The following is a 12,239-nucleotide window of genomic DNA, read 5'->3' on the forward strand; positions in this document are numbered from 1 at the left end:
GACGCTGGCTCTTCCTGAAACATCCCTCATCCGTCGCCTTCGGCGACACCTTCTCCCACAAGGGGAGAAGGGAAAGCCGTGCTTTTCTACTGCGTCAGCGCCGTCAGCGAGGGGCGCTGGTTGAAGTCGCATTTGCCGGTGACGCTGTAGAAGAAGTCGGCGTTGGTGATGGGTTCGGGCAAGGGGAGGGAGCCACCATCTTCCCAGGCCTGCGTGCTTGTCTGGCCGCACGGTACGGCGGTGAAGATGTCGATGGGCACGCCGAGCGGCTGTTCGACGGCTGTCGTGTCGCTCGCGCCGATGAACAGGTAGTTCGACGTGGTCGGGTCGTTCGACTTCAACACGGTCTTGCCGCCGGAAGGCACGTCCATTTCCAGGTAAAGGCTGTTCATCTGGCTGACGTCGATGACGGCGCCGGTGCCGTTGGCGGGCGTGGTTACGCAGGTGGTCAGATAGTTCTTGTTGCCGCTGGTCTGCTGGATCGACCCGGCTGGGGCATTGTTGAAGTTGTTGACCGTGTTGGTGCTGCACACCTGCTGCTGCACCTGCGTCAGATTGGTGCCGCTGACCGTGTAGACCGTGGTGGTGCCGTAACCCTTCGGGTCGCCCGCGCCGTTGTAGGAATAGCTGATCTGCAGCAGCTTCTGCGCCGTGGTGGCGCCGAACTGCGTGCCCCAGAGATAGACGGTCTTGTTCCACCAGCCTGAGGCCTTGTCGATCTTGAAGGTTGCCTGCACCAGGGCCGGCGCCTTGGTGACGCCCGAGCTGACGGCGACCGGCACGCTGTTGATGCGCGCGATCGACATGAAATTGGTCGGCATGGCAAAGCTTGCCGAGGTCTGCGCGGTGGAGGTGCCGTCGGCGGCGATGGAGAAACTCACCAGCGTCGCGGTGCCCTGGCCGTTGTTGGCGGTAAAATTGTCCTGCAGCGATTGCTGGCGGGCAACCGTGGTCGTGGTGGTGGGCAGCGTGGTGATCGACAGCGTGGCGGCGTCCAGCGCCTCCTGCATGTTGGAACGCGTCTCGACCGCGTCCGTATAGTCGACGGAGAAACCGACGACGGTGAGCAGCGGCACCAGACTCAGAAAGAACAGCGGCATCATGGAGCCGCTGCGCGAACGGGCAAACCCGCGGGCAACTCTCAGCATTTTCTACCCCCAAGGAAACATTAGCGACTGCGCAGATAGCACGCAGCCGGCAAACCAAGGTCTAACGTGATTGCTCAAAGTTTAAGCATTCTTGCGCCCAGGGCCGGTATTTCGGGCTTTTCGGGCCGGCTCACCGCTTTGTGATCGATCGCGCAGCCCTTGGGCGCCAAGCCTTGCCGCAACAGGCCGCCCCTGCTAAAGCGCGCGACATGACCACGCCGCTCGACCACATCCGCAATTTTTCCATCGTCGCCCATATCGACCATGGCAAATCCACGCTTGCCGACCGCCTGATCCAGCTGACCGGCGGGCTCGAGGCGCGCGACATGAAGGAGCAGGTGCTGGACTCGATGGATATCGAGCGCGAGCGCGGCATCACCATCAAGGCGCAGACCGTGCGGCTGAAATACCGCGCCAACAATGGCGAGGATTACGTCCTCAACCTGATCGACACGCCCGGACATGTCGACTTCGGCTACGAGGTCTCGCGTTCGCTGGCCGCCTGCGAGGGCTCGCTGCTGGTGGTGGACGCCAGCCAGGGCGTCGAGGCGCAGACGCTGGCCAATGTCTACCAGGCGATCGACAACAACCACGAGATCGTCGTGGTGCTGAACAAGGTCGGCCTGCCGGCCGCCGGGCCCGAGCGCATCCGCGGGCAGGTGGGGGAGGTGATCGGCATCGACGGCTACATCGCCGTGCTGATCTCGGCCAAGACGGGCCTTGGCATTCCCGACGTGCTGGAAGCGATCGTCAACCAGCTGCCGCCGCCGCGCGAGGGCGACGCCTCGGCGCCGCTGAAAGCGATGCTGGTCGACAGCTGGTACGACGCCTATCTTGGCGTCATCGTGCTGGTGCGCGTCATCGACGGCGTGCTGAAGAAAGGCCAGACCATCCGCATGATGGGCACCGGCGCCAAATATCTGGTCGAGCGCACCGGCGTGTTCACCCCTGCCCGCATCAATGTCGACGAGCTCGGCCCCGGCGAGTTCGGCTTCTTCACCGGCTCGATCAAGGAAGTGGCCGACACGCGCGTCGGCGACACCATCACCGAGGACCGGCGCCCGACCGACAAGGCGCTGCCCGGCTTCAAGCCGGCGCAGCCTGTGGTGTTCTGCGGCCTGTTCCCGGTCGACGCCGCCGATTTCGAGGATCTGCGCGCCGCCGTCGGCAAGCTGCGCCTCAACGACGCGTCCTTCTCCTATGAAATGGAAACGAGTGCGGCGCTCGGCTTCGGCTTCCGCTGCGGCTTCCTCGGCCTCTTGCATCTCGAAATCATCCAGGAGCGGCTGGAGCGCGAGTTCAACCTCGACCTCATCGCCACGGCGCCTAGCGTCGTCTACCGCATGAACCTCAATGACGGCTCGGTGAAGGAGCTGCACAACCCGGCCGACATGCCCGACGTGGTCAAGATCGCCTCCATCGAGGAGCCGTGGATCCGCGCCACCATCCTGACGCCGGACGATTATCTCGGCGGCATCCTGAAACTCTGCCAGGACCGGCGCGGCATCCAGGCCGACCTCTCCTATGTCGGCAAACGCGCCATGCTGACCTACGACCTGCCGCTCAACGAAGTGGTCTTCGACTTTTACGACCGGCTGAAGTCGATCTCCAAGGGCTACGCGTCCTTCGACTACCACCTGACCGACTACCGCGAGGGCGACCTGGTGAAGATGTCGATCCTGGTCAATGACGAGCCGGTCGACGCGCTCTCCATGCTGGTGCACCGCTCGGCGGCCGAAAAGCGCGGCCGCCAGATGTGCGAGAAGCTGAAGGAGCTGATCCCGCAGCACCTGTTCAAGATCCCGATCCAGGCGGCCATCGGCGGCCGCATCATCGCCCGCGAAACCGTCTCGGCGCTGCGCAAGGACGTGACCGCCAAGTGCTATGGCGGCGACGTGTCCCGCAAACGCAAGCTGCTCGACAAGCAGAAAGAGGGCAAGAAGCGGATGCGGCAGTTCGGCAAGGTGGATATTCCGCAGGAGGCGTTTATCCAGGCGCTGAAGATGGGCGATTGACGGCTGGCTTCAACCCTGCATGATTTTTGGGCACCCGATCATATTCAGCCATGAGGCGCACTCGCGGGTGAGGTTGTGCGGCTTCGCGCGCGCCGGTCTTGCTGCTGTTTGTATTCGCGCTGGACTGTCTGGGCTGGGGGCTGTTCAAGGCGAGCAGCGGGTTCGACAGCGGGGTTCAGGTGACGCTGGATGCCAGAGGTTTCTCGGGGTTGCATATACCAGACGCGCGTAAAGTCCGATTGATCAGCAACCCGCCGAGACTATACGCTACGTCTTTTCGGGGGATTTTAGATTGCGCAAATACGTCGTGGCGTTTTTCAGCCTTTGCATCGATGCCGCCTGGATAAGTGTTGTCATTGTCCTGGCCAACCGGCTCGGTCTCGCCGAGATGCTTCTTGGCCAGCCTCTGTCAGGGGCGGCCTGCGCGTTGATTATCACGCTTTTGCTCACCGTGGCCCGGCTGACCAACACTTCTCTGGGCGAATGGCTGTTGGCCTACGCGCTTGACGAGAAGCCCGCAAGCCAGCGGCAATGGCCCAACCTTGTGCTCGGCACGCTCGGCTTCGTTTCCGGTCTCTTGTCCCTTCTCCACCAGACCGCTCCCGACTACGGCATGCCTTTCCTGTTCATGGTCGAGCAAACGCCGCTGAAAATCGCGACGGCCACGCTCTATGCCTGCCTTTATTGCTTGTGCGGCATGATGCTGTTGCGGTTCGCGCCCAGGGCGAAGCTTTATAACGCCTTGTTATGCGTCTCCACGCTGCCGTTGGCGCTGATCAACATCATGTTCTCCTACGATGCTCTGATCGGCTCGATGATGGCGCGGGCGGAGAGCGCGGGGCGCTCCTTCCCGCTGGAGAAGGCGCAAGTCTACGCGCGCGTGTCGGTCTACTACACCATTCTCATGATCGTTGTGGTGCTTGCGATCCTGTATTTCTGCAGGGAACGGCCCATCGTTTCGACAGGACCTTCGATCAAGGGCCCGCAGGGCAACCCGGCTTAGGGTTGCGGACCGGTGGCGGCAGGGGAAGCAAAAAACGTCGGCGCCGCCCCTCACCTGCCTGCCGGCATCCTCTCCCCGTATAGTGACGGGGAGAGGGGCGCTGTCGTCACGGCTTTCGCCAATCGCTCACGTTGCAGAAAGAGCGCGGGGTTGCGGCCAGCTTCTCTCTCCCCGTCTTACGGGGAGAGATGTCCGGCAGGACAGTGAGGGGCGGCGCTGACGTTGACGATTGCCTTAAGCTCTCCATCACGCATTCGTCATCGGGCCACCTGTCCGCCAGCGCTGCTTCCTCTCGACACTTCGTCCGCTTCCGGGCTCAATCCCCACCCATGTCCGCTCCCGTCCAAATCCGCAACAGCGCCTCCAGCAACACCCTCGCCACCCTCGCGCCCTTCATCGGCGCGGCTGTCGCCGGTGTGCTCGCCTTCCGGGCGATGTCGTCCGACACCGCACGCGGGCCGGTGTTCCTGCTGTTTATCTTTGCCCTGGGCTGCCTTGGCTGGGGGCTGTTCAAGGCGAGCGGCGGGTTCGACAGCGGGGTTCAGGTGACGCTGGATTCCCATGGCTTTCGCGACAAGCGCGCCGGGGATGTGCTGGTGCCGTGGGCTACGGTGCGCAGCGCGGGGCTGGTGCATGGCAACCATGGCGGGCCGACGCTGGTGAATTTCGAGCTGACCGGGCCGCTGCCCGAGGCGATCAAATATTCCAACGCTAATGCGCTGAACCTCATGCTGCCGGGCAACGGGCACACCGTGCATATGGAGATGTCGTCGCTGGATATTTCGGAAGGCGAGATCATGGCGGCGATACGGAGGTTCGCGCCGGGGGTGAAGGTGGGGCGGTAGGGGGCGCGACCTGGTTCCTCGCCCCACGCCAGTGGGGAGAGGTGGCCCGGCGCAGCCGGGACGGAGAGGGGCCAGCGCCGGGTTCGGAAATTTTTTCAGGGGTTCAAGGCCGGCTCACGACGGGTCTCGTGTCTTCTCGACCGGCTTTGGCTTCGTTGAGGGCGGCCCCCTCTCCGTCCCGGCTTTGCCGGGCCACCTCTCCCCACTTACGTGGGGCGAGGAAATCAATGGCAGCGCCTCAGCTTTCGATCCAGACCTTCTCGAAATGCTGCTCGAGCGCCTGGTGCTGTTCGCAGCCCTCCACCCCCTTGCGATACGTCCGGTAGACCGAACGCCAGTAGGGCTGGATGATGATGCCTGAGTCGCGCAGGTTCTGCTCGATCTTGGCCATGATCTCCTTGCGGGCCTTGGCGTCGGGCATGGCGAGCGCCTTGTCGAGCAGTTCGTCGAACTCCTTCGAGGCGTAGGCGCTTTCGTTCCAGGCGGCGCCCGACTTGTACGCCAGCGCCAGCACCTGGACGCCGAGCGGGCGGCCGAGCCATTCGGTGCAGGAGTAGGGGAACTTGCTCCAGTCGTTCCAGAAGGTGGCGGCTGGCAGCACGGTGCGCTTGATCTTCAGGCCGGCCTCGCGGATCTGCGCGGCAATCGCGTCGGCCGTGCTCTTCTGCCATTCGACGTCGACTGAGATCAACTCGTATTCATGGTCTGATTTGCCGGCCTCGGCGAGCAGCTTCTTCGCCGCCTCGAAATCGCGTTTTGCCGGGCCGATATCGGCATATTCGGGGTGCATGGGGCCGACATGGTGGTTGTCGGCGGGCTTGCCGCGGCCGTCGAGGCCAAGCTTCAGCACGGCTGAATTGTCGACGGCGAGCTGTGCGGCGCGGCGCACCTTGACGTCGTCATAGGGCGCGTTGCCGACATTGAAGCGGGCGACGATGGTGGAGCCGGTGGCGATCTCGGAGTTCTTCAGCCCCATCTTCTCGGTCTGCGAGACGGCGTCGGAGGCGGTTTCGTGGTCGGTGTCGATCTCGCCGGATTCGAAGGCCGACAGCATGGCGTTGGGGTCGGAGCCGTAGTCGATCCACTGGATGCCATCCAGGTAGAATTCGCCCTTCCACCACGGCTTGTCCTTGCGCTTCACCTCCGCGCCCGTCTCGGCGTCCCATTTCACCAATTCGCAGGGGCCCGTGGTGATGGCGAGCGCTTTCATGGGATCGCCGCCGCCATCGTAGGAACGGTGCATGATCAGGGCGGGATAATCGGCCATGCCGGCGATCAGCGAGATGTCAGGCTTCGGCAGGTTCAGCTTGATGGTGTAGTCGTCGACCTTCTCGATGCCGCCGTCGACAACCTTCTTGGTGTCGGCATTGACCAGCGCGCCCATGCGCGCGGCGACCGAATTGCCGGCGACGCCGGCCTCGCACCAGCGGGTGAGGTTGTGGACGACGTCGTCGGCGTTGAAGGCGTCGCCGTTCGACCACGAAATACCCTTGCGCACATGCAGCGTCAGGGTTTTGGCGTCGTCGCTCATCTCCCATTTCTCGAGCAGCCACGGCTCGAAGGAGAAGTCGGTGTTCCAGCGTACCAGATATTCGTTGCAGTGGCGCGCGACGTTGGACATTTCGACACCGTCGAAGGTGCGCGGGTCCTTGAAACCCTTGACGTTCATGGCGACGCGCAGCGTGCCGCCCTTTTTCGGCTCGGCGGCGCGGGCAGGCGTCGCGGCGAGCCCGCCCAGCGCGTAAGCGCCGGCGGCGCTGACGCCGAGCCCGGCCATGACAGCCAGATATTCACGGCGGCTGATGCCGCCCTTCCTGAAATCGTCGACCAGCGGCCCGGCGCGCGGATGCAGTTTCCTGTCGGTCAGCATGAATTTCATCGTCGTTCCCTCTTTTGTTGGCGCATGCCGCCCGAAAGCCGGCACGCACGGAAACAGGCGCGCCCCGGCGGATCGCCAACGCGAAAGCGGTCGCGGCCGCCGGGGAGCCATTGCCTGAGGCAGGGATGATAGGGCGGCGGGGAAGCGCCAAATGTTCGGAAATCCGCAGGAGTTGTGCGGTGCTCCGCAGCTAGGGGAAGCGATCGGGCAATGAAGGCGCGAGGGCTCCTAACGTCGTCATCCACGGGCGGAGCAGCCGCGCAGCGGCGTCGCGGAGACCCGAGGATCCATGCCGCGACCTCAGCCGTGGGGTGTAGCGGTGCAGAATTCTGGACCGTGGCGACAGCTTCAGAGTCCCGGCATGGATCCTCGGGTCTGCGCGCGTCGCTGCGCTCCTTGCTCCGCCCGTGGATGACGAAAGCTCGAGGGTGGCGCCCCTAACAAAAAAACCCGGCACAAGGCCGGGTTTTCATAACATCCGGTCAGCCCGGAATCAGCTGACCTGGACCTTCGACGCGGCGGCCTGGTCCTCGGCGATCCTCTGCTGGAACATCTGCGCGAAGTCGATCGGGTCGAGCATCAGCGGCGGGAAGCCGCCATTGCGGGTCGCCTCGGCGATGATCTGGCGCGCGAAGGGGAACAAAAGGCGCGGGCATTCAATGAACAGGATCGGCAGCATGTGCTCCTGCGGGAAGCCCGAGATGGCGAAGACGCCGCCATAGACAAGTTCGACATTGAACAGCACTTCCTGGTCGAAGGAGGCCTTGGCGTTCAGCGTCAGGTTGACGTCGAACTGCTTGTCGGAAAGCGGGTTGGCGTTGACATTGACGTTGATGGCGATGCCGGGGGCCTTGTCGCGGCCGCGCAGCGAGTTCGGCGCGCCGGGGCTTTCGAAGGACAGGTCCTTCACATACTGGGCCAGGACGTTGAGCGAGGGCTGCGTCGCGTTGCCGTTTCCGTTGGCCGCGCCGGTCTGCGCGTCGTCATTGCTGGCCATGAGCCTGATATCCTTTTCCCCTGGGCAGTCCTCACCGAATTGAAATCGGGGCCGACCGAATTGAAATCGGGCGTTCGCTACCATGGCCGGCAGGACAAGACAAGGTTTGCCGCCTTCGGGCCTGGAGCGATTGTTCCGACCTTTTGTGGGGGAAGATCAGCAGCCAGTGGCAGCGCCGCCGGCGCGTCGGAACAGTCTCAATCGTCCTTCAGGCGCCGCCAGGGCGAATTATGGTCGGGGCCGCGCTTGAAATCGTCCTCGCGCGAATAGTCGCCGTCGTCGAGATCGATGACCTTGTCGCGACTTCTGCCGCGAAAACCGCCGGCCGAGAAATTGGTGGCCACCACGATGCGGCCCTTGAGCCGGTTCCAGGCGAAGTCGCGCACCGGCGGCACGAACAGCAGCAGGCCGATAATATCGGTGATGAAGCCCGGGATGATCAGCAGGATCGCCGCGACCACGATCATGGCGCCGTGCGCCAACTGGCGGCTGGGGTCGCGGCCGGCGTTCATCTCGGTGCGAATGCGGGCCATGACGCCGAAACCCTGGTGGCGCAGCAGAAGCACGCCGGCGAGGCTGGAGGCGATGACCAGGCCGACCGTGGCCAAAGCGCCGACCTCGCGGCCGACGATGACGAAACCGGCGATTTCCAGCAGCGGCAGGGCGAGCAGAAAAAGAGGAAGCAGCGAAATGCGCAAATCTGGACCGATCGGTTCGATGTTTTGCCCGGCGGCGACCAATCGCCGCTGGCACTGGGCCTGTTAGATAGGTATGCCTGCCTTTGATTTGAATGATTGCGCCTTGCGTTCTATATGCTTTGAATGTTGAACGCTATGCGACCCTTGGGCCCCGGCCCGGCGGTCCGGCCAAAAGGCAGGGATTGATTGGCGGAAGATATGGGATTCTTCGACTTCGGCACGATTTTCTTCCTGATCGCGGCGGTGGTGATCTTTTTCCAGCTGCGCAACGTGCTGGGCCGTCGGACCGGTAACGAGCGGCCGCCTTTCGACCCCTATTCGGCGGCGCGCACGGCCGACAAGGACGCCGCCCAGAAGTCCGAGAACGTCGTTTCGCTGCCGCGCAAGCGGTTGCCGGGCGAGCCGGCGGCCGACACCTATGCCGCGATCGACGCCTTCGCTGCGCCGGACACCGACCTCAACAAGGGCCTGCGCTCGATCAAGGACAACGATGCGTCCTTCGACCCCAAGGGTTTCGTCGACGGCGCCAAGATGGCCTATGAGATGATCGTCATGGCCTATGCCGACGGCGACCGCAAAACGCTGAAGAACCTTCTGTCGCGCGAGGTCTATGACGGCTTCGTCGCCGCGATCGGCGAACGCGAGGCCAAGTCGGAAAAGATCCAGTCCTCCTTCGTCGGCATCGACAAGGCCGACATCGTCTCGGCCGAGATGAAGAATGGCGAGGCCCATGTCACGCTGCGCATCATCAGCGAGCTGATTTCGGCGACGCGCGACAAGGCCGGCACCGTCATCGACGGCGACCCCGAGACAGTAGCCGAGGTCAAGGATGTCTGGACCTTCGCCCGCGACACGCGCTCGCGCGATCCGAACTGGAAGCTCGTCGCCACCGAAGAAGAAGACTAGGTCGATGCATGTCGCCCGGAAGCGGGCAACGGTTTTGGGACAATGACATGCATAGCAGCGGGGATGGCGGTGCCGGAGTGTCGCTTTCGCCGCTGATGACGGCGAAGACCTTCGGCGACCTGCCCGGCTGGGGCGATGACGACCACCTGCCGGCCTTCGAGGCGTTTCGCCGCTCCGCCTTCCATGTGCTGACAAAACCCTATCGCAGCGGCGCGCTCGGCGTCGCCTTCGGCGCCTTCGCCGAGGTTTACGCGCAGGCGCGCGAGGCGCCTCCGCAAGACGCAACGCAGGCCAGGGCCTTCTTCGAACGCTATTTCGTGCCGATGCTGGTGCGCGCCGAAAGCGGCGCGGGTCTCGTCACCGGTTTCTACGAGCCGGAGGTCGAAGCCTCGCCGGTGCGGACGGAACATTTCACCGTGCCGCTTTTGTCACGACCGGCCGATCTCGCCGATGTCGACGACGCCAACCGGCCTGCGGGCATGGACCCCTATCTCGCCTTCGCGGGCCGGACGACGGACGGGCTGGCCGAATATTTCGACCGTGGCGCGATCGAGCGCGGCGCGCTCGACGGCCAGGGTCTGGAGATCGCCTGGCTGGCCGACAAGGTAGACGCCTTCTTCATCCATGTGCAGGGAGCGGCGCGGCTTGCCATGACCGATGGCCGGCTTTGCCGCGTCACCTATGCCGCCAAGTCAGGTCAGCGCTTCACCGGACCGGGCAAGGTGCTGAGCGAAGCGGGCGAGATTCCGCTGGCCGAGGTGACGATGCAGTCGATCCGAGCCTGGTTCAAGGCGCATCCGGAACGCATCGACGAGATCCTGTGGCGGAACCGCTCCTACATCTTCTTCCGCGAGGCCGACGTGGCGGATGCCAGCCTCGGCCCGATCGCCGCCGCCAAGGTGCCGCTGACGCCGGGCCGCTCGGTCGCCGTCGACCGGCTGCTGCACACATTCGGCACGCCGTTCCATATCGATGCGCCGACGCTGACCGCCTTCGACAAAAAACCGTTCCGGCGGCTGATGATCGCGCAGGATACCGGCTCGGCCATAACCGGGCCGGCGCGCGGCGACCTGTTCGCAGGGTCCGGCGACGCCGCCGGCGAGATCGCCGGCGTGGTGCGCAATGCCGCCGACTTCTACGCGCTGGTGCCGCGCGCGCTGGCCGGAGGCTAGAGATGACCAGGCACTCCGGCAGGCCGGGCGAGAGCAGGCTGAGCGAAGACGACCGCGTGCTGTGGAACCTGGTGGCGCGCACGGCAAGGCCGTTGAAGGGCAGGGCGGCGGCCGTCGAGATACCCGACATCGCCGCCGAGGCCAAGGCGGCAACGACGCAGGCGGCCCAGCCGCCCGCCAATGCGGCCGGCGTGGCCAAACCCAAGACGCAGCATGTCACGCAGCGTCTCGATGACCCGACGCTGGACAAATTGTCGAAGGGTCGGCTGCCGATCGAGGGCCGCGTCGACCTGCATGGCATGACGCAGGACGAGGCCTATTCGCTGCTGTTCTCCTTCCTGCACCGGGCGCATGCCGGCGGCATCCGCTATGTCCTGGTCATCACCGGCAAGGGCTCGTCCTCCGGCGGCGACGGCGTGCTGCGGCGCGCGGTGCCGGCCTGGCTGTCGACGCCCGCCTTCCGGCCGCTCGTTTCCAGCCACGACCATGCCGCGCGCAACCATGGCGGCTCGGGCGCGCTCTATGTCAGGCTGCGGCGGGTGCGCTCGTGACGGGCGCGAGGCCACGGGCATGACCCCGTTCGGCGAAAAGCTGCGGGCGCTGCGGGCCGAGCGCGGCGTCAGCCAGAAGGACATGGCGGCCGCCATCGGCGTCAGCGCCGCCTATCTGTCGGCGCTCGAGCACGGACGGCGCGGCGCGCCGACCTGGACGCTGATCCAGAAGATCATCGGCTATTTCAACATCATCTGGGACGATGCCGAGGAACTGGCGCGGCTGGCCGAAGCCTCGCATCCGCGCGTCCGGCTCGACACGTCGGGCCTGAGCCCCGCCGCCACCGAGCTCGCCAATCTTCTGGCCGAGAACATCGAGAAACTGGACGAGGCGGCACTTCGCGCCATCACCGCGTCTGTGCGCGCGGCGCTCGGCAGGCGGGCCTGACCTGACGGACACCGTCAGATCAGGCCGGGCTCTTCAATTTTACGCAAATCCGGCTGGCTGCGGGAAGATCAGGGCTTGCCGGCCGGGCCACCATTGGTGTTGCCGCCATTGTTGCCCGGGTGGTCATGGTCGCCACGGCCGCCGTTGCCGCCGCCCAGGCAGTCCGACGCGCCGGCAGTGCCGCAACAACGGCCGGCCCAGAGGTCATTGAGGTTGGTGTGGGCGCAGCTGACGGTCTGGTCGGCCAGGGCCGATCCGGCGAAAGCCGACACCGCGACGGCGGCGAGGAAGGTGTTGCGCAGGAAAGCAGTCATTTGAAGTCTCCATGGTTGGGTTTCGTCGTTCACGGCTATGTGTCGCCGGGCGGACGGAAATGGTTCACGGAGGGTTCGGAAAAATTTTTGGGGGGCGTGGGCGGGCTGCTGGCAATGTCGGCGTCGCGGGCCCCTCGCTTTCGTCATCCACGGGCGGAGCGGCAGCGAAGCGGACGCGCAGACCCGAGGATCCTGTGTGTTTGTTCGGGTGTATGGTTTGAAGTGGGAAGGAGGCCGAGAGGATCCTGGTCGTCCCTTTCGGGGACAGGCCGCGGCATGGCTCGGTCCCTTCCCACCGATGAACCATCAACCTGAACAGTTGC

The 12,239-nt window shown here is 64.7% G+C and carries 12 protein-coding genes; 7 read left to right on the top strand and 5 right to left on the bottom strand.

Annotation, left to right across the window (positions count from 1 at the left end):
- Positions 1 to 86: 86 nt before the first annotated feature.
- Complete coding sequence (locus J0I79_RS33185; protein ID WP_292869790.1) at positions 87 to 1,148, bottom strand: TadE/TadG family type IV pilus assembly protein; 1,062 nt, start codon at positions 1,146 to 1,148, stop codon at positions 87 to 89.
- A 209-nt stretch (positions 1,149 to 1,357) separates the two neighbouring features.
- Between J0I79_RS33185 and lepA the strand changes: the two genes are divergently transcribed.
- The 3 genes from lepA (at position 1,358) to J0I79_RS33200 (ending at position 5,011) form a co-directional block, all read left to right on the top strand.
- Entirely contained in the window at positions 1,358 to 3,163 is a 1,806-nt protein-coding gene (gene lepA / locus J0I79_RS33190; RefSeq protein ID WP_292869793.1) for a translation elongation factor 4, read from the top strand.
- A gap of 292 nt (positions 3,164 to 3,455) precedes the next feature.
- Positions 3,456 to 4,166: a hypothetical protein gene (locus J0I79_RS33195; RefSeq protein ID WP_292869796.1), complete on the top strand. Its 711-nt coding sequence runs from the start codon at positions 3,456 to 3,458 to the stop codon at positions 4,164 to 4,166.
- Positions 4,167 to 4,495: 329 nt separating this feature from the next.
- Positions 4,496 to 5,011: a hypothetical protein gene (locus J0I79_RS33200; protein WP_292869799.1), complete on the top strand. Its 516-nt coding sequence runs from the start codon at positions 4,496 to 4,498 to the stop codon at positions 5,009 to 5,011.
- A gap of 238 nt (positions 5,012 to 5,249) precedes the next feature.
- Here the strand turns inward: J0I79_RS33200 and J0I79_RS33205 are convergent, their stop codons facing one another.
- The 3 genes from J0I79_RS33205 to J0I79_RS33215 all read right to left on the bottom strand — a co-directional run bounded on the left by J0I79_RS33205 (position 5,250) and on the right by J0I79_RS33215 (position 8,585).
- Positions 5,250 to 6,890, bottom strand: a complete 1,641-nt coding sequence (locus J0I79_RS33205; protein ID WP_292869802.1) for an ABC transporter substrate-binding protein — start codon at positions 6,888 to 6,890, stop codon at positions 5,250 to 5,252.
- Between the two features lie 493 nt (positions 6,891 to 7,383).
- Positions 7,384 to 7,887 (bottom strand): protein-export chaperone SecB, encoded by a 504-nt coding sequence (gene secB, locus J0I79_RS33210; RefSeq protein ID WP_292869805.1) that lies wholly within the window; start codon positions 7,885 to 7,887, stop codon positions 7,384 to 7,386.
- 197 nt (positions 7,888 to 8,084) lie between these two features.
- Positions 8,085 to 8,585, bottom strand: a complete 501-nt coding sequence (locus tag J0I79_RS33215; protein WP_292869808.1) for an FxsA family protein — start codon at positions 8,583 to 8,585, stop codon at positions 8,085 to 8,087.
- A gap of 198 nt (positions 8,586 to 8,783) precedes the next feature.
- On the opposite strand from J0I79_RS33215, the gene J0I79_RS33220 reads away from it, so the two are divergent.
- From J0I79_RS33220 to J0I79_RS33235, 4 genes are all read left to right on the top strand, one after another.
- Positions 8,784 to 9,491 (top strand): Tim44/TimA family putative adaptor protein, encoded by a 708-nt coding sequence (locus J0I79_RS33220; protein ID WP_292869811.1) that lies wholly within the window; start codon positions 8,784 to 8,786, stop codon positions 9,489 to 9,491.
- Positions 9,492 to 9,568: 77 nt separating this feature from the next.
- Positions 9,569 to 10,663: a murein transglycosylase A gene (locus J0I79_RS33225; protein WP_292869825.1), complete on the top strand. Its 1,095-nt coding sequence runs from the start codon at positions 9,569 to 9,571 to the stop codon at positions 10,661 to 10,663.
- Between the two features lie 2 nt (positions 10,664 to 10,665).
- On the top strand, positions 10,666 to 11,214 hold the full coding sequence (locus J0I79_RS33230) for a Smr/MutS family protein (RefSeq protein ID WP_292869814.1): 549 nt from the start codon (positions 10,666 to 10,668) through the stop codon (positions 11,212 to 11,214).
- 19 nt (positions 11,215 to 11,233) lie between these two features.
- Positions 11,234 to 11,602 (top strand): helix-turn-helix transcriptional regulator, encoded by a 369-nt coding sequence (locus tag J0I79_RS33235; RefSeq protein ID WP_292869817.1) that lies wholly within the window; start codon positions 11,234 to 11,236, stop codon positions 11,600 to 11,602.
- A gap of 68 nt (positions 11,603 to 11,670) precedes the next feature.
- Here the strand turns inward: J0I79_RS33235 and J0I79_RS33240 are convergent, their stop codons facing one another.
- Positions 11,671 to 11,916, bottom strand: a complete 246-nt coding sequence (locus J0I79_RS33240) for a hypothetical protein (RefSeq protein WP_292869820.1) — start codon at positions 11,914 to 11,916, stop codon at positions 11,671 to 11,673.
- Between the last annotated feature and the right edge of the window lie 323 nt (positions 11,917 to 12,239).

The organism is Mesorhizobium sp. (genome assembly GCF_017306585.1).
Classification (GTDB): domain Bacteria; phylum Pseudomonadota; class Alphaproteobacteria; order Rhizobiales; family Rhizobiaceae; genus Mesorhizobium.